Source organism: bacterium (genome assembly GCA_040757115.1).
GTDB lineage: Bacteria > UBA9089 > CG2-30-40-21 > CG2-30-40-21 > SBAY01 > JBFLXS01.
The window spans coordinates 1-23,044 of sequence record JBFLYA010000045.1 but is presented as its reverse complement, the minus strand read 5'-3'; the positions used below and the strand labels follow the sequence as shown (position 1 = coordinate 23,044).

Here is a 23,044-nt window from a genome sequence, read left to right as displayed (position 1 = left end):
TAATCCCATCTCTTTTCTATCCGTTATCTAATTCCCTTCATCTTCTCCTTAATTCCCTTCCAAATTTGTCAAAATAACCTTCTTTTTCACCCCCCTCTCCCCTTTTTACTCAGCTACTTGCCGATTTTAGGTTAAACAAATGTCAATAATTATTTTTTGAAAAATGTTGACATCAGAATTATACTCAACAACGGCATAAATTAAGATTTTGTAAGTGAACAGTGTGTAATAAAGGGAAAATGGAAAACTGGGGAAAAGGGTAAAAGTGATTCCATTTTTTCTTTTCCCATTTTTCCCTGTTTTTCCCCTTCTCCCTTATAAATCAAATACGGGTTTCCCTGCATACAAGTTCTCAAATAATAAACAAAATTTGGTGCGTGGAAAATATCCTTAAAAAGTGTAAAAATATAAATATTTTTTTTAAAAAAAATTTTTGGGGGATAAAAAATTGGATTATTTCAAGGAGTTTTTGTGCGAAGATTGTAACCGTTCAAGGATATAGCCACAGAGTCACAGAGAACACAGAGGGAATATATAACCACGAATGAACACGAATAATAAAAAGATTTGTAGTGCGAGACTTTAGCCTCGCTTCTGACAAGCAGGAAAGCGAACCTAAAGGTTCGCACTACATTTATCGAATGTCACAGGTTAATTCGTGTCCATTTGTGGCTAATTTCTCTAATTCTCTGTGAACTCTGTGCCTCTGTGGCTAAACGGTTACCGAAGATTTTTTACTCTTCAGAACTGGAAGAAAATGTAACTATTCAGCCACTGATTAATATGGATTAGCACGGATAAATACAGAGGTCAGAAGACAGATGAGAAACGGAGAAAGGGAGAAACGGAGAAGGAGAGGAGACACGAGGCACTATACCTAAATTTTCAGCCATCAGCCTAATTACGGACACGATTTACGAATTTTCAGTGTTTCATCCGTGTCCATCTGTGGCTGAATATAACACTTATTAATCGAAATTTGACATAGATATGGCTATGAAATTCCAAATCACAAATTCCAAATTCCAAATAAATTCAAATAACCAAAATTCAAAACATTACCCCCATAGTTTGTATTTAGGATTTGAAATTTGGTGTTTATTTGAGATTTGGTGTTTGGGATTTGGGATTTTTTTACTTATCCACTCTGAGTAAAGTTTTGACTAATAACTGCTATAGTTACAAGAAAATAAAAGTTGACATCTGATAGGATGCTGAATATAATATTTATTATGGAACCATTTTTATTTTATACCAGATTTAATCAAACCATACTCTTAGGTAAAAAAGCAAGGGATTTAAAAGAATTATTAGCCGGGATAAAAACAGTTCCCGGCTCATCAATCTATCATCATACTCACAGGTTTTTACAACAATATCAATATCTTGTTCCAGAACCTCCAAACGATTTTGCCTACTGGGTTAATAATGTCTTGAATGAGAAACTACTGGGTGAAAAATTGTTCAGTATTAATATCATCCAGTTTCATTGGATTGAAGAGATAAGGAAAAAATTTGTGGAAATAATCGAACAACACCTTTTAAAAGACGCTCGGAATGTCCAGTGTCCTGAAGATGAGGCGTTTTATTTTGTATCTTCAAAAAGTTTTATCTTAAAAACTCCTTATGTGGCAAACAATCTCAGCGAATTTAAGGATATAGTCAAAAAAATAAGTGCTGATTCCTTGTATTTCCATATCTTTGAGGCAAGGTTAAGACTGAAAAAGGAAGATAACGATTTCTCTTTATGGTTCAGGGATGCTGGTTATGCTCAACTGGCTAACAAAATGGCAAATTTAGATCCTTATGCTTATACCCTCGAAAGTTTAAGGGGAAAAATTATCTCGCTGGTGGAAAAATATGCAAAATATTAATGATTATACAAAGATTGTTGGTCAAGAGGTAATAGATGACCTGTACTTTTTAGCTAACTGTCTCAAAGGAAAGGTTATCCAGAATATAAACTCAACCGCGGTTGGCGGTGGTGTGGCTGAAATCCTGACCAGGATGTTACCTTTAATTCAACAGTTAGGAATAGATTTTAGATGGGATGTTATTAAAGGGAATGAAAGGTTTTTTGTGATAACCAAAAAGATTCATAATGCCTTACATGGGGTAAAAACCGAGTTTCCAGATGAAGAGTTAGAATATTTTATCGAAATAAATCGTAACAATGCCCAGGAGTTAAATCTTATTGGTGATATTATTTTTGTTCATGATTCTCAACCAATTGCCTTAGTTGAGGAAAAGAAGAATCTTGATAAAAAATGGCTCTGGCGTTGCCATATAGATTTCTCAACTCCACAAAAAGACATCTGGGAGTTTTTAAAACAATATATTAACCAGTATGATACAGCTGTCTTTTCAGCACCAGCCTTTTCCAGGGAACTTAGCATACCGCAGGTTCTTATTTCTCCGTCAATTGACCCGTTAAGTGATAAAAATAAAGAGATACCGGAAGATGTAATAGATTCTATTTTAGAAAGATACGGGATTGATAAAAATCGTCCGATTATTACTCAAATCTCCAGATTTGATTATTTGAAAGACCCTTTAGGTGTAATTGAGGCATATTTTGAGGTAAAGAAGTATGTTGATTGTCAACTGATTTTAGCCGGCGGCGGAGCAACAGATGACCCTGAAGGGATGGAGGTTTTGAACAAAGTTAGAAATGAGGCAGAAAAGGATAGGGATATTTTTGTTTTATTCCTTCCACCAGCAAGCGATATTGAAATAAATGCCTTACAACGAGCCTCGAGCGTAGTTTTACAAAAATCGTTGAAAGAAGGATTTGGTTTAACTGTGGCAGAGGCACTCTGGAAGGCAAAACCGGTTATCGCTGGTGCAGTTGGCGGCATACCCCTTCAAATCACTCATAAATATTCTGGTGTTTTAACCCGCTCTATCGAAGGAACTGTTTATTGGATAAAACGACTTATTAATGAACCTGAATACGCAAAAAAACTGGGCGAAAATGGTCGAGAACATATCAAAAATAATTTCTTGATTACAAGACATATCCAGGATTATCTCTTGTTGTTTTTATCGATGTTTTATGAAGGGGATATTGTATATCTGTAGGGGTATCAAATAAATTTTGGATTTTCGATTACGGATTTTGGATTTATTTTTCAATCAAAAATCAGCAATCTAAAATCGTAACCGTTTAGCCACAGAGGCACAGAGTTCACAGAGAATTAGAGAAATTAGCCACAAATGGACACGAATTAACCTGTGACATTCGATAAATGTAGTGCGAACATTTAGGTTCGCTTTCCTGTTTGCCAGAAGCGAGGCTAAAGCCTCGCACTACAAATCTTTTTATTATTCGTGTTCATTCGTAGTTATATATTCCCTCTGTGTTCTCTGTGACTCTGTGGCTATATCCCTGAACGGTTACCTAAAATCTAAAATAACATTGGGTGTAAATTTAATGAGATTACTCATCGTTTCTAACAGATTACCATTTACGGTTATAGAAAAAGAAGGGGCACTGGAATTAGTAAAAAGTTCGGGTGGACTTGTTACTGGATTAAGTGACTACCTTGATTCCTTGAAAGATTCTTCATTTACACCACTTGAGCATCTCTGGATTGGGTGGCCCGGGGTAACCGTGAAAGAAAAATATCAACCTGCCTTAAGAAGGAAAACCATTAAGGAATATAACTGTTCACCTGTATTTATCCCGGAAAAAGAGATGGATAATTTCTACCATGGATTTTGCAACAAAACTATCTGGCCATTGTTTCATTGTTTTCCTATCTATGCTGAATTTAACGAAAATTTATGGAATTATTATAAACAGGTAAATGAATTCTTTTGTGAGGCAATTTGTAAAATTTTAAAGTCAGATGATATTTTATGGATACATGATTATCATCTTTTGTTACTTCCAAAACTCATCCGCGAAAAAAGGCCAGAATCACTTATTGGCTTTTTCCTGCACATCCCATTCCCACCTTATGAAATATATCGCCTTTTACCTAAAAAATGGCGCACAGAGATATTAGAGGGACTTTTAGGAGCAGATTTAATTGGATTTCATACAATTGATTATACCCAGAGTTTCCTGAGATGTGTTTTACGGATTTCAGGATTAGAACATAATCTTGGAAGTCTAACTTTAAATAATAGGATTCTTCGTGCCGATACCTTTCCTATGGGTATTCACTATAAAAAGTTTTATGCGGCGGCTGCTGACCCTGATGTCCAGAAAGAAAAAGATGAGTTTGCCAGAATCTTAATGAATACAAAAACTATACTCTCCGTAGATAGACTTGATTATACCAAGGGGATTATCAATCGTCTGGAAGGCTATGAATTATTCCTTGAAGAAAATCCACACTGGCATAATAAAATCACTCTTTTGTTAATCGTTGTTCCATCTCGAATCGGAGTAGAACGCTATCAACGGATAAAAATCAAGATTGATGAATTTATCGGAAAAATCAATGGTCGGTTTGGAAATGTCGGCTGGACACCCATCCAGTATCAATATAAACATATTCCGTTTAAACAATTAGTTGCCTTGTATAATGTTGCGGATATTGCCTTAATCAGCCCTTTGAGGGATGGGATGAATCTGGTAGCAAAGGAGTATATTGCCTCACAATCAGATAAAAAAGGGGTTTTAATCTTAAGCGAGATGGCTGGTGCGGCTAAGGAACTTGGCGAGGCAATTATCATCAACCCAAACCATAAACAAGAAATTGCTCAAGCCATAAAAGATGCCTTATCAATGTCCATAAAAGAACAAACAAGAAGAATTAAGATTATGCAGAAAAGACTGAGTGATTATGATGTTATTCGGTGGGCAGGTGATTTTATCTCCGAACTTTTAGACTTGAATAAACAAAAGATGCTCCGAATGACAAAACTTTTATCTCATCTGGAAAAAGAAGAGATAATAAAAGATTTTCAAACCTCTAATTCAAGAATTATCTTTTTAGATTACGATGGAACATTAGTCCCGCTTACAGACAGACCCCAGAGCTCTAAACCGGATAATAGCCTATTAAAACTTATCAGGATCCTATCCGAATATCCAGATACAGAGGTGGTGCTTGTTAGTGGTCGAGATAAATCTACAGTAAAGAAGTGGTTTGGTCGATTAGATATTTCTTTATCCGCAGAACATGGCGTTTGGCTAAAAGAAAAAAATAAAGACTGGTTACTGCTAAAACCTGTATCTGCTGACTGGAAATCTAAACTTTACCCGTTACTTAAATTAACCGTAGATAGGTTACCTGCCTCGTTTATCGAAGAAAAGGAATTTTCATTAGTGTGGCATTACCGCAAATCAGACCCTGAACTTGCCTCTATTCGAGCCAAAGAGTTAATAGATGATTTAATCTCCTTAACCGCAAATATCGATGTCCAGATTTTATCAGGAGAGAAGGTCATCGAGATTAAAAGTGCTGGTATAAATAAAGGGGTAATAGCCACGCATTTTATCTCGAACAAGAATTATGAATTTATTTTAGCCATTGGTGATGATGCCACAGATGAGGATATGTTTAAAGTTCTTCCTCAAAAGGCATATTCTGTCAAGGTTGGGATTTCATCCTCCTTTGCCAGATATAATATCTATGATTATAAAGAGGTGCGAAGATTTATAACAGAACTGGTAACTGGTTAAATAGATTCAGCCGAACCGTCCCTGTTTAGCGTGGTCAGAGAGCACAAATGAATGGTACTGATTTAGTGCGAAACCACTTCAAACACAACAAAAGTATTGTTGATAGTTGATGGTTGATAGTCTATGAAACTATCAACTATAAACTATCAACCCTGTTGCTATATCTGTTCTATGAGAAATTTTTCGACCTGTGCAGGTAGAAAATTAAGGAAGTAGATTTTTAATAGTAAGCGGGTGGATTTAGTAAGCGAATTTAACGGATTTAGCGGAAAAAGAAATAAAAAAAATCCGCTCAATCCGTTCAATCCGCTTACAATAAAAAAATGTAATCTGTTTAATCAGCTTACAAAAAAATTCCACCTGTGCGATTAGACTAATTCATCGCAGAGATGCAAAGGAAAAATAAATGTAAAATGTAAAATAGGAAATGAAAAATGGGAAATTTTAGGACTTCGCAAGACTCATTACCTTTCGGTTATACATTTTCATTTTACATTTCTCATTTTACATTATCCATTTTACATTTAACCGCACAGGTCGAAAAAGTTTGAGCCATTTCTCCAATTCTCCTTTTTCCCCATTTCTCCTTGTTTACACTTCTAATGTATAGCCCTGAACGGTTACAAAATTTTTCCCTTATGTGGTTAATTCCCCTAATTCTCTGTGAACTCTGTGCCTCTATGGCTGAACGTTTACAATAATTTTATATTTAAAATCTTGAAAATCTGCGTTCATCTGCGTTCCAAATTCGTGATATTCGTTAATTCGTCCAATTCGTGTTCTTTCTTAAATCCCAAAGACCTTTTCTATTAATTTCACAAAGGTAGGATTAGCAAAGGTTAGGGCAATAAGGGCAATGGCGATAAAGATATTAAGCCTAAAATTAAGGCTCTTGAACTTTTCATCAACAACATTAAATCTTTCATCAACAACATTAAATCTTTCATTCATCTCATTTTCAAGTATTTTAAATCTCCCGTTCATCTCATTTTCAAGGGTCTTAAATCTTTCCTCCATTTTGTTATCAAGAGTCTTAAATCTTTCATCTACAACCTTAAATCTTTCTTCAAATAATTCTCTTGTTACCAGTTCATTTCTTAATTCATCTCTTAATTCCGTCTTTATCTGGCTCTTTTTTTCTACTATTCCCTCTTTTGCCCGATTATCAATTGCCTCAATTACTGACTCCATTGCCTTAGCAAAAGTCTCTGCTCTTTGCTTTTCTCCTAATGCCTCTGTTAATAAATCATATGTTGCTCGAGGCAAGGTATATGTAGCCATATTCATCTCTCCTCTTTAGTCAATTTTAGAAATCTCTTTCAGGAAACATTCTTATCATAGCATAACTCTTCTTTCCTGTCAACAGTTTTTTTGTGAAACTTATCTTTAAGGATTAGGGTTCTTCTACCTCGAAGTTCCCATTTATCCCGGCTCACCTCTCCCTTCGCGTTTAATCTGCGAAGTAACTATTCACCACGAAGGGTACGGAGAGCACGAAGTGAAATTTGATGAATTATCGAATAGAGTCATTGGATGCGCTATAGCGGTGCATCGAACTCTTGGGCCAGGTTTGCTTGACACCGTGAAGAGTGATAATTCACAATTCACAATTGACAATTCACCATTTACCATTATTAAGGAAATTTAGGGAAGAAATTGTGAATGGTGAATGGTGAATAGTTACGTCTAACTTACCTTTTCCGACTCCTTGATAGATTCCATTGCCGCCGGAATCATAATTACTACCTCCGGAATAGTAATTTTTTCTACCTTATCATTGCTTATTGCAAAGGTAATGAAAATCTTAACTGCAAATGGTAGTCGTCCAGTTTCAGAAGAATCCCAGCTCTCTTTCCACTGCCCATCTTGAAAGTCATAATACATAAATTCTATTGATTCTATACCTTTACCTAAGAATATCTTTTCTCCTTTAGCCAATTCTTCTTCTTTTTCCAACCATAAGAATTCTTCCTCCTTTTTTATTCCAAAATCTACCTTTGTCCAACCTTCAAAATCTGATGAGGTGGTAATAAAACTTAAGGAATATCTATCTCCTTTAAAGGTTAAATTTTTATTTAACGGGAAAATAACCGCATTACGGATTCTTGAACTCATCATATCCAGACAGACCCTGACCCGTTGATAGACCTCTACCTTTGCAGAGACAGAAGACCAGGATTTTAAACTCAAACTAAAAGAACTGGCAATTAGAACTACAGTAATACTGATAATTAATAAAGTAATTAAAATTTCGATTAGAGTAAATCCTGATTGCCTCTTCACTCTTTTTCCCTTCCTTATCTTTAGTAAATGGTAACTGGTGAATGGTAATTAGTTACCAGTTCATTTTTCTTCCCTGTCTTTTCTTGATTCAATAACTCGATACCCAACTAATTCGATATTTTTTTTCGCCTTTTGACCTTTCCATGTCACCTGAAGTCTGATTTCTTCTATGTTTTTAATTTCTGTTGGATTTGTATGAACTGACCATTCATACTCAATATCATCTTCCTTGAAAATTCCAGCTGATTCTATTTCTAAACCACTTTTAATCTCTGCCATTTTAGATTGAGCCAGGATAAGTCCGATGGTATAATGACGAATCTGTGTAGTTGATTTAAGTATTGTGGAGAATAAATTAAGAATGGCAAGGACACTCACGGCAAAAATGGTTATTGCCACTATCACCTCGATAAGGGTAAAACCGTTATTTCTCTTTGCTTTTAAAAAGATTTTATTAAGACGGTTCATTTTCATTGTTTTTCCTATTTGTATTATTCAGCCACAGATGGACACGGATGAAACACTGAAAATTCGTAATCCGTGTCCGTATAATTAGGCTGAAGGTTTTTCTTCCTGTTGTCTTCTGCCTTCTGCCCTCTGCCTTCTGTATTTATCCGTGCTAATCCGTGTTAATCAGTGGCTGAATAGTTACTTTTATTTTTGCCGATTCCAAATATGGCTTTGCATTTTCTTCAAATTTGATGTGCATATACGCTCATACCACTTCCATAGTATGACTCATAGATATGCTGATAAATTAAACCACACTTCTGATGATAGATTTCAGTTGAGAATATTGGTGGTAGATTTTCGAGTATTTCTTCAATGCATAACTTAACTGATGCCCTTGCCTGCTGTTTTTTTCGCCAGTCAAGGACAAGTTTTTCTGATTTCAGTTTTTCCAGAAGGTCGTGTGCTACTTTTTTTACTGCCAGAATCTCTTTCTGCGTCATTTTAATCGGCGGATTCACCAGCAAGTCATAGATTGCAAGTTCCTCTTCTGATAGAGATTCTTTCATCGCCCGTTTCTCTTCATCATCCAGATTTTTAACAAACTCAAGTAATCGTCTGTAATACTCTTCCACATTCATTGACCCGGCATTGTATTCATCAATTAATTGCTGGAATCTTTCCATATAATTCATCCGAGATTTATTAAGCATATATAAAGCACGCAATCTAACCTCAATTGCTTTTCTTAACTGCTCTGCCAGTATTCGTCTACGGCCTTTATTAAACTCTTTCTGCAATTTATCAATGTCAATTTTAGTCAAATCCAGTATTTTGCCTGCGTTGTATTCGTCGGGTGTCTCTGCAACATACATTGCTTCAACCTTCACTGATTTATCCAATAATTCTGAAACCCTCCTAAGCACATCAGAAATATCAACCGCTCCCGATATTGGAGCTAATTTGTCTGCTAAAACCTGTAATGTCTTCACAACTGACTGGAATTCACTGGCAGAAGTATCCGGTAATATTGCTTTGTATGTCTTTTGAATAATTGCATTCTTTTCTTTAAATATAGACTGCCGTTCTTCACTCTCTAATATGCATTCAACTGCATCATCTATCAGACTGACGCATTTTAATCCTTCAGATGCCATTATTTTTGGCAAAGATATTTCCCATCCATCTAACAGCTCCATCATTTCCTGAATATCTTTACGGAGTTGTTCTATCAATTCGGATTTTTCAATAATTGGTGTCTCAACGCCACCTTCTCCAACAGGAGCAGCATAAATAGCCAGTGCCTGATTCAAATTATGAAGCACACCGATATAATCAACGATTAGTCCTACAACTTTATTCTCGCCAAAAACCCTGTTTACTCTTGCAATGGTCTGCATAAGGGTATGGTTTTTCATTGGCTTATCAAGATAGATTGTGGAACAAGAAGGCACATCAAAACCTGTCATCCACATAGCACAGACAAAAACAATCCTTAATGGGTCATCTGCATCCTTAAATTTTTCGTCAAGGTGTTCGTTGTTCATTCTAATGCGATGCGGTGTGATATCCACTCCCTTTGCTTTTAAATCCTCAACCTCATTCTGGGATTGCGAAACCACAACTGCCATATCGGTTTGATGCATATCAATCAGTTTATTGCCGATTTCTTCTTTGACAACATCTGTTGCATGCTTATAATCTTTTTGTAATTTATCAGCGTATCTATCCCAATATTTCTTCACCTTATCGTACATCTTTACCGCTGTAGCCTTGTCAATGGAAACCACCATTGCCTTACCCATAAAACCCCTGTTCATAAAATGCAAAACGATATCCTGAGCAATGTCTTCAAGTCGGTCTTCACGGGTAATGAGTTGGTATTCTTTAGAGAATTCTCTTTCAAACTTTTGTTCTTGTGCAGAATCCAGTTCTGCATCTTCTAAAATGCGCTGAATATCTTCATTCAGACTTAAGTTTACCAACTGGACTTTGGGTTTTCGGTTCTCATAATAAAGTGGAACAGTTGCTTTATCATCAGTTGCCTGTTTAAAATTGTAAATACTGACATAATCACCAAAGACCTCCTTTGTCTTCTCTTCACCAACAATAAGCGGTGTGCCGGTAAAGGCAATGAACCCTGCGTTCGGCAAAGCATTGCGCATATTCATAGCAAATATATCATACTGGGTTCTGTGTGCCTCATCCGTTATAACAACTATATCAGAACGGTCAGAAATAACAGGGTGCTTTGCTCCTTTTTCTGTCCTGAATTTCTGAATAGTTGTAAAGACATATCGGTGGTCTTCTTTTAGCAATCGTCTTAAATCCTCAGTGTTTTGAGCCCATTCCTGTTTTCCCTGAATAACCCCTGAACGCACAAACCGTTTATAGGTCTGTTCATCCAGTTCGTTTCTATCGGTTACAACTACAAATGTCCAGTTGCCCGGTATTTTTCTTAAAATCTTCTGTGAAAAGAAAATCATTGATTCTGTTTTTCCTGAACCCTGGGTATGCCAGAAAACACCAAGCCGCCCTTTATTCTGATTCACTTGAAGAAATGCTTTGATTGACTTCTCAACCCCTAAATACTGGTGATTCTTGGCAATAATTTTTATAGTCCCGTTTTTCTCTTCCTTAAATAAAGTATAGTTTTCAAGAATATCCATAAATCGGGATTTTTCACAAACACCTTTTATAACTGTGTCAAGTGAAACAATACCTTTTTCACCTTCATTGTTAATCCTTTTCCATTCGCTAAAATGGTCCCATTCAGCAGATAGCGTTCCAACCCTACTTTGACTACTATTAGAAAGGATAATCACTCCGTTAAACCAGAATAATTGCGGAATGGTTGACTTATAATCCCTTAAATTCTCATCATAGGCTTTTTTAAGGTTGCGATGAGATGCTTTAAGTTCCATAAAAAGAAGCGGAATACCATTAACAAACCCTAAAAGGTCAACTCTCCTGGTATACATTTCGCCTGAAATCCAAAACTGTGAAGCCAGAAAGAAATCGTTGTTTTCTATATTTATCCAGTCAACAATTTGGACTCGTTCAGAAACTTGCTCATTTTTATTATTCAGATAGGAAACAAGAATTCCATTTTTAAGAAAATCAAATACCTCACGGTTTGCAGATACCATCCCCATCAAACTTCTATCCGAGGTAAGTATTTTTATTGCCTCATCAAGAACTGTTTCAGAAAGAGATGGATTGAGTTTTTGCAAAGCAGGTTTAAGTTTTGAAACCAAAACAACATCTGCCTTTGTTTCTCTGCTGAGAAAACTTTTGCCATTCTCGTCAAATTCATAGAAACAGTTCTGAACAGACCAGCCTAATTGGCTGAATAAGTCCATTGCTGGTCTTTCTACTAATGCAGATTCTGAATACTTGTTATCTTTTGATGTCATAATTTATACCAATAAATTTAATATTACTTTTATCATCGCATCTTTCTCTGATGGCTTGCTTATAGCAATCATCAGTGTTAAGGCAACCAAAGAGTTATTGTCAATACATCTCGTTCCATCTTTACGAGTTAAAATTCCATTCTTTTGTAGAAAACAGATAAAAAGCGCTGCGGCAATTCTTTTATTGCCGTCCACAAAACTATGATTTTTGACAACAAAATATAATAGGTTTGCCGATTTTTCTTCTATTGTAGGATAAAGCTCTTTACCATCATAAGTCTGATAAATTGTTTTAAGCGAACTTTCAAAACTTTTATCCTTTTCCTGTCCAAAAAGAGATGCGGTTTTAAATTTTTCCCTCATCTCATCTATAATTATCCTCGCTTCCTGGTAAGTAAGTCTATATTTTAACTGAGTTGTCCCTTTTGGGATAGGTAATCTGTTATTGTCATACTCATCCAGAATGTCAAGTGCACGGGAATACTCAGTTATAACTTGAATCAAACCTTTGGTCTCGTCAGAAACTTCGTCAAGAGCAAGAACATTGCTTAATAACCGTAATGAGTTCTGTAATTCATTATATTTATGCTCGGCAACCTTAAGTCGTTTTTCATTGATGGTATATCCGTCAACAAGATGTTTCTTTAAGACATTTGTTGCCCAAATGCGAAACTGCGTACCTCTTTTTGAATTTACCCGATAGCCAACAGAAATTATTGCATCTAAATTAAAAAATTCAATCTTACGCTCTATAAGTCGTCCTCCTTCATTTTGAACTGTTGCAAAAAATGCAACAGTTGAAGTTCGCTTTAACTCATTTGTTTTATATATATTATCCAAATGACGTGAAATTACAGATTTGTCTCTTTCAAAAAGTTTGGCGATTTGATTTAAATTTAACCATACAGTATCCTGTTCTAATCTGACCTCAAGCCGGTTCTTGTATAAAACAATTTGTCCTTTAGATTCTGTTTGTCCTTTCATTATTCCTGCTCCCTTATAGCAATATCTAAATCCGACACATCAAGTTCCCCTGAGATGAGTTTGGGGAGGAGAATATCTCTACTTGTCCGTAATATCTCACACTTTGATTTCAAGACCGTAACAAGCTTAAAATTTGAACAAATCCTTTCTTGAAATACATCCACTAATTCTTCTGAAGGAATTAAAAATGGCAATAAATAGGCTTGATTCCTATTCAACCCTGGAACTGCTGCATCGCTATTTATAAAATTCATCTGCCGCAGATAATAATAGACGTAATGTAAGCATATTGTAGTTCTTACATAAAATACAGTATCAATGGGAAAAAAGTCACGATCTGACCAAAAAATAGAACCAACATTTCCCTTTCTTCCCACAATAATTCCTGGCCCTTTAACCAAGCTTTGATTATGGTATCCTACAATTCCACCTGAGCCAAAAACTGGTACGCTTCCACTTTTTCGTTCCGAAGCTTTTAATCCCTTTCCATAGGCTAGCTCAATGGCATCCCCTAGTCTTTTGACTTCCCATCCTTCGGGAATCTTTCCCATTTCTGAATCTACAAACTTCACTTTTTCGTGTCCTGGAAATCGGAAATCAACAAACCACTCCCGATAAATCCTCTGTGCCATTTCTTCAAGTATTTGTATCCGTCGGGTGTTGTTTTCAATAAGGTCATCGTAGGTGGAGAGGATGGAAGAGATTTTGTGCTGTAAAGGTAAATCATGGATTTCAAACTGAAATTCTTCAAATGCTGTTTTATTATAGATGGCTTTCCCTGAACCCGTTCCACCAGATATTGATTGAATTTTTGGAGTTTCATATCTCAAGCGATAGTAAATATATTCTGGGACATAGCGTGACTGGTCAACTATAATATTATTCAATTGCTGATTTGTAAAACTTGGTTTTTTCGTCAAACATATTTTTCCAATGGTTGAACCGATACAAACATAACAGACTGTTTTTGGTGGGAGCAATTTACTCTTTTGAGTCAAATATCCTTCTTTTGAAAGACCACGTTCTGTATCTTGAACATAGTAAACCTCGTATGTGTTAATATCCGAAGGTGTGATAAAAGGATAATCATAACCAAATAACTCTGGTTTCTTTGTGGATGGTGTTTTTCCAGTAATAATTTTTCCTAAATCTTTTATCTTCACCTTTTGCATAAGTTTAACTTCCTATTGTTTTTGTCTGTTTTGAGCGCGCTGATACGCTGCTTCAATCCATTCACTTAAATTATTGTATCCGTTATCGGAAATCCAATCGTATGTCCTAATACCTTTGTAACCCAATTTGACAAAAGGGTCGGCACCTTTATAATCTGTGTTCCCATTCTGGTCTTTAAGATCATGAATATAAATTCCTATAAGTCCATTGCCCCTATTCCAACTTTTATTGATTTCGTATTGGACATATTCTCTCTCTGCCGTTTTAGAACCAATCAAAACAACCGTAACAGATGTCCCTTCTAATTGTTTGTCAATCCATCGTTTGATTGCTTCCTCACCTTGTCTTTCAACTTTTTCAAATTCAGCAGCATCAATATAACCTGCTTCTTCTATATCTTCTTTTGTAACCCAAGCATGTCTAACCTGATTTACTCTCCAGATATCTCTTTGATAGTGAAATGCAAAATAAACTCTTCTTGCCATTTAATTTTTCTCCTAACTCAATAGTTTTTTTAAATTGTCCCAATTCCAGGAATAGAGTCGCCCAGCGTCTGGAACCGGTGTATAATTACCGTCTTTATAGCCGATGACTTGAGCAATCGGTATATTCCATTTTCTCGCAAGTGCTATCTCTTTAAGAACTCCAGGGGCTTTATGTGTTTTCGGCCCTACCATAACAAGAACCATATCAGAACCTTTAATTTTTGTCTCAGCCCTATCCAGCCAATCTTTTTCTGGAGAGGCTTCTTTCATTGAAGTATCAACAACTTCAAATGGAGAATCTGGTAATCTTGACTGACCAATAATAAAATCTTTCAAACTCTTGTCGTTATCAAAATCAAAACTAACAAATACTCTCTTTTTCGCCATTTCAATTACCTCCATTTTGAGTTAAAAATAGAATAATGGTATAAATTACCGTCAGAATTGCTATTGAACCATAGAACCATCCTAAAGTTATTGAAAACATAATTCTGAATTTTGACTGAACCTCATTTTTAAATCGGTAAGCGTTCATATTAAATAAATGTTCGTCGGTATTCAATCTATTACTGATAATCCAGTTATGTAGTTTTCTATACATTCTCTCTTGCCACAAGAAATACGCATCCAAAAACCAGAAAACTAACAACGGAATAAAAGCAATTAGAGCTTGATATTTTGTGCCTTTCAATAGGAGAGTAGCAACAACCAGAGTTATCGCCCATCCTTTTATCATAAAGGAATTGTGAGCCATTCTCTTTATAATATCCTGAACTATATCAATCTCCTTCAACATATATTCTTTAAGATTATTTTTATCCTCCATGTTTATTTCACCTCCAGAATCTTTGCCACATTTTCTGATATTTTATTCCCACAATTCGTGCAACGAAATGTTGCACTATTTTTCATTTCTTTAAACCTTTTTATTCATCTTGGCGTCTTTTAGGCGTCTTTATGGCATCTTTGGCGTCTTTATGGCGTCTTAAAATATACTCGGTCCCCTTGCCAGTAATGCCTATTTGTTCAAATATTTCTAAGGAAACTAAACTGGCTAAATCTCTCGTTGCGGTTCGTTCAGATGTATTACAAATCTCTCTATATTCCTTATTCGTAATCTTACCTTTTTCTTTTACATACATCACTGCCTTTATTTGTCTTTCATTTAATCCCATTTTCTTAAGATTTTCCTCGGCCCATTTATCTTTGTAAAATACTACTTTCATAACGCCATATTCTTCAACAAAATCAGGTTCAGGTAATTCTTGCTGCAAACAATTATCCACAATCTTGATTGTTCCTCTGCCCCAGGATTCTATCAAACCTGCATAATAAAAAATTTCAGCAAGCAATCTATTTCTCGGTTTTGACAAATGCTCGGTTTTTAGTTTGTCCACAGGCACTTCAGGAGGAAGTTTTCCTTCATTCATAATGATAAGTTTGTCGGAATAAACCCTTATCTGAATATTGGAACTGCCGAGATAATCTCTATGAATTAACGCATTGATAATTGCTTCTCTTAACGATTCATAAGGATATTCAAGAATATCCCTTCGGTGAATACCTTCATATTTAATTTCACTTACAAGATATTTTGACCTGAGAATTTCAAGAGCGTTTTCTATTTGTTCAAAAAGATTCCCTTTGACAATATCCGTGAATTGAATCTCTGTTTCAGTTAAGAATTTGCCTATTTTTACGATTGATTGCCGATAAACCCGTTGAGGGTCTTTACCAAAAAGTAGAACTGCTGCCCGATTCAATTTTTCATTTTCTATAAGATGTAATTTCTCAAGAATTACTTTTATTTCATCCTCTTTAACAATTGATGGAATCCTATCAACAGCTTTTCTTTTAAACTCTTTAACAGTCTCAAAATTTATATCACTAAGAGTAAAACTTTCTTCAATAAATTCATCCCATGTTTTTCCTGATTTTCTGATTAAAAAGTCAGTAAGCAATTGCCCTTGTAATTGTTGAGTTGTGCTTCCGCTTCTTATATAGTATCTTCCATCATAAGATATTGGCACTGAAGATACTTCTATTTTTACCATAACTATTTCTTTCCCTTTCTTTTTCTCTATCTTCACAATAGGAATAATACCAAGTTTGTCTTTTATTTTATTAGGAATATCAACAAGTAATTTTTTAGCATCAAGGACACCCAATATATTTTTATTATCATCTATGCCAATAATTAATTCTCCACCGCTGGTATTGGCAAAAGCAGAAACAACTTTTAAGCAATCATCATTCCAATTTGATTTATATTCTATATTTTCTGATTCAGGTGGATGTGTTTTAACCATTTTTACTTCTCCAGAATCTTTGCAACATTTTCTGATATTTGCTCTTCCAACTCTTTTGCTTCTGTATTTAAAACTTCCAGCTCTTCATTCAATTCTTCAAGCCGTTCCTTAAAATCAAAATCCTCTACTTCCTCTTCAACTACGCCTACATATCGTCCAGGGTTTAAGCTCCAACCTTGTTCTTCAATCTCTTTTAATGTAGCAACTTTACACAAACCAGCGACATCTTGATACCTGCCCTTTGGGAATGTTGCTTTTGTCAGTTTCTCACTGCCATGTGTTATTTCAATATCCTCTCCCCGATATAAGCGAACGATATTAGCAATAAACTCTATCTGCTCTGGTAAAAATTCACGATGTGCTCGGTCTATCTGCTGATAGATTTTTCTTGCATCAATAAAAAGCACCTTATCCTTACAATCTGTATTGTGTTTACCTTTATCCAAGAACCATAATGTGCAAGGCAGGGTGACCGTATAAAAGAAGTTAGAACCAACTGCAATCATTATATCAACGACTCTGTCCTGAAGCAACTTTTTCCGTAACTCCAATTCACTTGCCCGGGCATCGCTTGCACAATTAGCCATAACAAATCCTGCCCGTCCTTTTTCATTTAAAGCACTGTAAAAAAGCTGAATCCAGAGATAATTACCATTGTCCACTGAAGGCATACCATAGGGAAAACGCCTTCTATCATTTTTAATACGCTCTTTATCAATCCGGTTTACATTGAATGGGGGATTAGCCATTACAAAATCAAACTTGCCTACCATATCGTGCAGGTCATCATAGTAAGAATTAGCCTGTAAAACATCACCTGAAAGACCATGAACAGCAAGGTTCATCTTGCAAAGGTTAACTGTTTCTCTTGTTTTTTCCTGTCCATAAATGCTAATCACATCAATTGCCCGCTTTTTGTGTTCTTCAACGAACTCAGCGCTCTGAACAAACATACCGCCTGAACCGCAGGCAGGATCAAGTATCTTTCCATGAAACGGTTGAATTACAGAGACAATCAATTTAACAATAGAAGTTGGAGTAAAAAATTCTCCTCCTTTTGAACCTTCAGTCATAGCAAATTTCCCAAGGAAATACTCATAAATCTTACCAAAGGCATCTCCTTCTATATCCTCTGGAATTGATGACATAAGCTTTATCAATTCAACCAGCAGGTTGTTTTTAAATCTGTGATAGGTTTTTGGTAGCACAAGGCCTTCGTTTTCACGCTCAATTGACTCCATTGCTTCATTTATTGCTCTACCAATGTCAGCACCTTCAGGAAGGTTTAACAGGTAAGAAAATCTTGCCTCAGTTGGCAAGAACATAACACCAGCGGCCTGATAATCTGTTTTACCAATCTTGCGGCGAGTACTTGTCCCTGATTTAATCAGGGATTCAGAAAGTATTTTCTCCTGTTTAGTAAACCGATAATCCGCATATTTCAAAAAGATGAGTCCTAAAACCGGTGGGGAGTATTCAGATGATTTTAAATCAGAATTAGCCCGCAATTCATCTGCTACATCCCACAACCGTTTTTCCAGTTCTGCAATATGATTTCTTGCCATATAGTTGCTCCTACTTTTAAATCAGCCTTTTCTCCTTAAAACTATAGAATCCTGTTTTAGCGATGATGATGTGGTCAAGGATTTCTATGCCTAAAATTTTACTTGCTTCAATGAGCCGTTTGGTAATTTCAAGGTCATCCTCTGATGGTTCTGGATTTCCCGAGGGGTGATTGTGAACTAAGATTACCGAATTGGCGATGGATTGAATTGCCTCTTTGAAAACCTCGCGGGGATGGACTAAATTGGCATTCAGGCTGCCAATGGATATTTCGCTAATTTTGGTTAGATTGTTCCTTGTATCTAATGATAAGATTAAAAAATATTCCTTCTTCTTATCTTTAAGTCTTGGTCTGACTAATTTAGCTACATCCTCTGAGGATTTTATAGAAACCCTTTCTCCTACTTCCTCATCGCTTCTTTTTGCCAGCTCAAATGCGGCTTTGATTTGGGAGGCTTTGGCTTGCCCTATCCCCCGCACCTTTGCCAATTCTTCAAGCGAGGCTTCGGAGATTGCCTTAACATTGCCAAAGGTAGTTAATAACCTTTGAGCGGTAACCATTACCGATTCTCCAGCAATTCCTCTTCCTAAAATCAAGGCTAAAAGCTCCTGTGAAGAAAGTGCCTCCGAGCCAAATTTCTGTAATCGCTCGCGTGGCCTTTCAGAAATCGGCAGGTCATGAATAGTAAAAGATTTAGTTTCGTTCATTGGTCATACCCCTAACTATATCCTATTATTTAACTTCTGTCAAGCAAAAACAATGCAACTATTCAGCCACAGATAAACACTAAACCCATTCTATAGCAGTTATTATTCAAAACTTTACTTAGAATTAAATACTCGTAACTACTCGTAGTGAATTAACAAGTTATGCGTGAACCATTACTACACTATGTCAAATTAGTGCTATAACTCTCTATATTTTTAGACAATTATGTCCATTTGGCTTGCCTTCTCTCATTTCTTATGATAAAATGGAAAAAAATAGAATGTGAAAATTCTACCTCATCCTTCATTTAATATCCCATAGGGACAACATATCGGTAAATGGCTTTCCATAAATTTTCTACCAATATATCGTTCCTACGGAACTGATTGATTTGTCTATCTATTCCTACCGATATTATGTTCCTAACGGAACGATTATTCTCATGCCTTATTTATGGGTATTATCCTATGTAAACTTCCAGTTAATAGCCGCTATATTTTATCCGTGTCAATCTGTGTTAATCCGTGGCTGAACAGTTATCTCTTCTACTTTTATTCCTGCTTACTTGCTTTTAACCAGACCATTAATATTGATATATCTGCTGGTCGGATGCCGGAGATTCGAGATGCCTGACCAAGGGATAATGGTCTGATTTTTGAAAGTTTATCTCTTGTTTCATTAGAAAGCCCGGTAATGGCAGAATAATCAAAATTCATTGGTATCTTCCAGTTTTCCATTTTTTTGAACTGCTCTACCTGTCCCATCTGCCTTTTGATATAGCCTTCATATTTAATTTCTATCTTTACCTGCTCTATAACCTCAGGCAGGAGACCTGTGTCCCAATCCAGAGATTCATCTCTTCTCAAAAGCTGGGCTAAAGGTGTTCCTTTTATCCGGGTATGATTTAATCTATAAACTTCATTCTCAATCTGTTTTTTCTTATTTAAGAGTTTATCATATTGGGCATCCGCAATCAAGTTAAATTTATGTCCGTAATGCATCAATCTTAAGTCTGCATTATCCTGACGCAGAATTAAGCGATATTCTGCCCGTGAGGTGAACATTCGGTAAGGCTCCTGGGTGCCTTTTGTGACTAAGTCATCAATCAAAACGCCAATGTATGCCTGTGCACGATTGAGAATGAATGGTTCTTTCTTTTTTAATTTAAGCACGGCATTTATTCCTGCCATAATGCCTTGAGCCGCGGCTTCTTCATAGCCTGAGGTACCATTAATCTGTCCGGCAAAGTAAAGATTTTCCACGAGTTTCGTTTCAAGGGTAGGTTTTAATTGGGTTGGTGGGGCAAAGTCATATTCAACTCCATAGCCATACCGTAGGATTTTTGCATTTTCTAATCCCGGAATAGTTTTAATCATCTTTTCTTGAACATCCATTGGCAAACTTGTCGAAACACCATTCAAATAAACGATATTAGAGGTTCTACCTTCTGGTTCGATAAATATTTGGTGTCTATCTTTTTCAGCAAACCTGACAATTTTATCTTCAATAGACGGACAATATCGAACTCCAGTGCCTTTAATCTTACCCAAATACAAAGGCGAGCGGTCAAGGTTATTCTGGATTATATTATGGGTAGTTTGATTTGTGTAGGTCAAATAACAGGGGATTTGTTCAATCTCAATCTTTGAAGTAGAAAAAGAAAATGGTTGAGGGAATTTATCCCCATCCTGTTGGATTAAATTAGAGGTATCAATGGTTGCACGGTCAATTCGTGGGCTTGTGCCGGTTTTCAATCTACCCAATTCAAATCCAATCTCTTTTAATGAACTGGATAATCCATAAGCGGCTTTTTCGCCAATTCTGCCACCTTCATAAGACTCGAGTCCAATATGAATAAGTCCATTTAAAAATGTTCCAGTCGTTATAATAACTGCTTTTGCTGAATATATCTCGCCCTGGCTTGTGACTACTCCAACCACTTTATTTTTTTTTACTAATATCTTTTCAATCACATCTTCAATAATCTCAAGATTTGTCTGATGTTCGACTATCTTTTGCATAGTTTGTTGATAAGCCTGTCTATCGGCCTGGGCTCGCGGAGACCTGACTGCAGGACCTTTTTTAGTATTGAGCATGCGGAATTGAATGCCGGTTTTATCAATCACCTTCGCCATTTCGCCGCCAAGGGCATCTATTTCCCGAACAAGTTGTCCTTTAGCCAGACCGCCAATTGCTGGATTGCAGGACATCTGGGCAATGGTATCCTTTTGCATTGTCATCAAAGCTACCTTACAACCCATTCGGCTGGCGGCTAAACTTGCCTCACAACCCGCATGTCCACCTCCAACAACGATTATCTCATAATCACTCATTCATTAATCCCTCTTCATAAATAATCTTTAATCCTTCCAATGTCAATAAAGGATTCACTGATTGAATATACCTTAATTCCTGACTGATTAATTTGGCTAAGCCACCGGTAGCGACTATCTTTGGTTCTAATTCAAGTTCTTGCTTAATCTTTGTTATTATCTCATCTACCTGTCCAACAAATCCATAGAATATTCCTGCCTGCATGCTTTTAATTGTCGTTTTACCAATAACAGTTTCTGGTTTTATCAATTCTACTCTGGGAAGTAAAGCGGTTTTAGTCCACAATGCCTCAATGGAAATCGCAATGCCCGGGGCAATTGCTCCGCCTAAATATTCACCATTTTGAGAGACAACATCAAAGGTAGTTGCTGTCCCAAAATCAACAATAATTATCGGTCCTCCATAAAGTCTAAACCCAGCAATAGCATTAACGATTCTATCTGCTCCGACCTCTTCTGGATTATCATAAAGAACAGGAAATTTAACCTTTGTTCCTTCAACAAACACTGGCTCAGTTTGAAAATAATCTTTGACCATCTGCGTAAATATGGGAATTAATGGTGGGACAACACAGGAGATTATAACGGCAGAGATATTCGTTTTAATCATACCAGAGATAATTTTCCCATATTCATCTGCGGTCTTTTTCTTATCTGTACCAATTTTAAAGTGGTATTTCAATTCATCATAGTCATAAACGCCAAAAACAATCGTTGTATTCCCAATATCAATGGCTAAAAGCATAACTTCCCTCCAGATTATATACTCAAAGAAAACAGGTTTGCAAAAACTTTCTTGAAAGGATTCAAGGGGTCAAGGGCTCCAGGGGTCGAGTGAGCACCTTATTTTTCATCTCCCTTGAATCCTTGACCCCTCGAATCCTTGATCCCTTTTTAGAGCAAAATATTTGCAAACTCAATTTATTTGGGTATACTTTAGCAAATAACCATTAGTTTGTCAAGTTTTATGTTGGAAATTCTGTGATTCAGACACTGGACATCAGACACAAGACTATAGACTCTATTTATGCAGGAAATTAGCGGCATTCGAGAAGCCTTGCTCAAAACCTCACACCCTGAATTTTTGGGTGGTGGCTGAAAATAACGCTAATAGTGAAATCTATGCAGATTTGGTGTCCAAAAGGGGATAAGGAGATAAAGGGAGATATGGAGATTATTCATTGTAATTTGCAAAATTTTAGAATGAATTTATCTCCTTATCTCCATAATCCCCATATCTCCTTTTCGGTAAGCGTTCAGCCACAGAGGCACAGAGTTCACAGAGAATTAAGGAAATTAGCCACAAATGCACACGAATTAACCTCTGACATCCCATAAATGTAGTGCGAACCTTTAGGTTCGCCTTTTGGCTTGCCAGAAGCGAGGCCAAAGCCTCGCACTACAAATCTTTTTGTATTTGTGTTCATTCGTGGTTATATATTTCCTCTGTGTTCTCTGTGACTCTGTGGCTATATCCTGAACGGTTACCCTTTTCGGACACTATTTCAACCTTTATGCTAGATTAAGACACCACCAAAAATTCGGTAGTGTCTGACAATAACTACAAATTTTTTTAACCGTTCAGGCTATATATCAAAAGTGTAAGAAAGGGGATAAGGAGATAAAAGTGATATGGAGATAAGATAATAGAAATAGATTGAAATTTATAGAAATAGGTAGAAATTGATTGTGGAAAACAAC

At 36.2% G+C, this 23,044-nt stretch carries 18 protein-coding genes; 4 read left to right on the top strand and 14 right to left on the bottom strand.

Annotated elements, in window-relative coordinates; translation table 11 throughout:
• Positions 1–1,232: 1,232 nt before the first annotated feature.
• The 3 genes from AB1422_05665 to AB1422_05655 all read left to right on the top strand — a co-directional run bounded on the left by AB1422_05665 (position 1,233) and on the right by AB1422_05655 (position 5,638).
• Positions 1,233–1,874: a DUF5752 family protein gene (locus tag AB1422_05665; GenBank protein ID MEW6618819.1), complete on the top strand. Its 642-nt coding sequence runs from the start codon at positions 1,233–1,235 to the stop codon at positions 1,872–1,874.
• Positions 1,861–3,081 carry a glycosyltransferase gene (locus AB1422_05660; GenBank protein MEW6618818.1) on the top strand — a complete coding sequence of 407 codons (1,221 nt, stop codon included), beginning with the start codon at positions 1,861–1,863 and terminating at the stop codon, positions 3,079–3,081. Before AB1422_05665 ends, AB1422_05660 begins: the two co-directional genes overlap by 14 nt.
• Positions 3,082–3,418: 337 nt before the next feature.
• The gene (locus AB1422_05655) at positions 3,419–5,638 is read left to right on the top strand and encodes a bifunctional alpha,alpha-trehalose-phosphate synthase (UDP-forming)/trehalose-phosphatase (protein MEW6618817.1); all 2,220 of its coding nucleotides are present in this window, start codon (positions 3,419–3,421) and stop codon (positions 5,636–5,638) included.
• A 786-nt stretch (positions 5,639–6,424) separates the two neighbouring features.
• On the opposite strand, the gene AB1422_05650 is transcribed toward AB1422_05655, so the two are convergent.
• The 14 genes from AB1422_05650 to AB1422_05585 form a co-directional block, all read right to left on the bottom strand.
• Entirely contained in the window at positions 6,425–6,919 is a 495-nt protein-coding gene (locus tag AB1422_05650) for a hypothetical protein (protein ID MEW6618816.1), read from the bottom strand.
• 405 nt (positions 6,920–7,324) lie between these two features.
• Positions 7,325–7,921 (bottom strand): prepilin-type N-terminal cleavage/methylation domain-containing protein, encoded by a 597-nt coding sequence (locus AB1422_05645; protein MEW6618815.1) that lies wholly within the window; start codon positions 7,919–7,921, stop codon positions 7,325–7,327.
• 60 nt (positions 7,922–7,981) lie between these two features.
• Entirely contained in the window at positions 7,982–8,389 is a 408-nt protein-coding gene (locus AB1422_05640) for a prepilin-type N-terminal cleavage/methylation domain-containing protein (GenBank protein MEW6618814.1), read from the bottom strand.
• Between the two features lie 224 nt (positions 8,390–8,613).
• Entirely contained in the window at positions 8,614–11,787 is a 3,174-nt protein-coding gene (locus AB1422_05635; GenBank protein ID MEW6618813.1) for a type I restriction endonuclease subunit R, read from the bottom strand.
• Between the two features lie 3 nt (positions 11,788–11,790).
• Positions 11,791–12,771 carry a RhuM family protein gene (rhuM, locus tag AB1422_05630; GenBank protein ID MEW6618812.1) on the bottom strand — a complete coding sequence of 327 codons (981 nt, stop codon included), beginning with the start codon at positions 12,769–12,771 and terminating at the stop codon, positions 11,791–11,793.
• Positions 12,771–13,934, bottom strand: a complete 1,164-nt coding sequence (locus AB1422_05625) for a restriction endonuclease subunit S (GenBank protein ID MEW6618811.1) — start codon at positions 13,932–13,934, stop codon at positions 12,771–12,773. The genes rhuM and AB1422_05625 overlap by 1 nt, the downstream gene beginning before the upstream one ends.
• A gap of 21 nt (positions 13,935–13,955) precedes the next feature.
• Positions 13,956–14,429: a TIR domain-containing protein gene (locus AB1422_05620; protein ID MEW6618810.1), complete on the bottom strand. Its 474-nt coding sequence runs from the start codon at positions 14,427–14,429 to the stop codon at positions 13,956–13,958.
• Between the two features lie 12 nt (positions 14,430–14,441).
• A complete protein-coding gene (locus AB1422_05615; GenBank protein MEW6618809.1) occupies positions 14,442–14,816 on the bottom strand; it encodes a TIR domain-containing protein in 375 nt (124 codons plus the stop codon).
• A gap of 1 nt (position 14,817) precedes the next feature.
• A complete protein-coding gene (locus AB1422_05610; GenBank protein MEW6618808.1) occupies positions 14,818–15,255 on the bottom strand; it encodes a hypothetical protein in 438 nt (145 codons plus the stop codon).
• Between the two features lie 100 nt (positions 15,256–15,355).
• A complete protein-coding gene (locus AB1422_05605) occupies positions 15,356–16,738 on the bottom strand; it encodes an ATP-binding protein (protein MEW6618807.1) in 1,383 nt (460 codons plus the stop codon).
• Positions 16,739–16,740: 2 nt separating this feature from the next.
• The gene (locus AB1422_05600; GenBank protein MEW6618806.1) at positions 16,741–18,303 is read right to left on the bottom strand and encodes a class I SAM-dependent DNA methyltransferase; all 1,563 of its coding nucleotides are present in this window, start codon (positions 18,301–18,303) and stop codon (positions 16,741–16,743) included.
• A gap of 16 nt (positions 18,304–18,319) precedes the next feature.
• Entirely contained in the window at positions 18,320–19,009 is a 690-nt protein-coding gene (gene radC, locus AB1422_05595; protein ID MEW6618805.1) for a DNA repair protein RadC, read from the bottom strand.
• A 552-nt stretch (positions 19,010–19,561) separates the two neighbouring features.
• Entirely contained in the window at positions 19,562–21,343 is a 1,782-nt protein-coding gene (gene mnmG, locus AB1422_05590) for a tRNA uridine-5-carboxymethylaminomethyl(34) synthesis enzyme MnmG (GenBank protein MEW6618804.1), read from the bottom strand.
• Positions 21,336–22,088 (bottom strand): type III pantothenate kinase, encoded by a 753-nt coding sequence (locus tag AB1422_05585; GenBank protein MEW6618803.1) that lies wholly within the window; start codon positions 22,086–22,088, stop codon positions 21,336–21,338. The genes mnmG and AB1422_05585 overlap by 8 nt, the downstream gene beginning before the upstream one ends.
• 377 nt (positions 22,089–22,465) lie before the next feature.
• Here AB1422_05585 and AB1422_05580 point away from each other — a divergent pair, with 377 nt between their 5' ends.
• Positions 22,466–22,681 (top strand): hypothetical protein, encoded by a 216-nt coding sequence (locus AB1422_05580; protein ID MEW6618802.1) that lies wholly within the window; start codon positions 22,466–22,468, stop codon positions 22,679–22,681.
• Positions 22,682–23,044 lie beyond the last annotated feature (363 nt).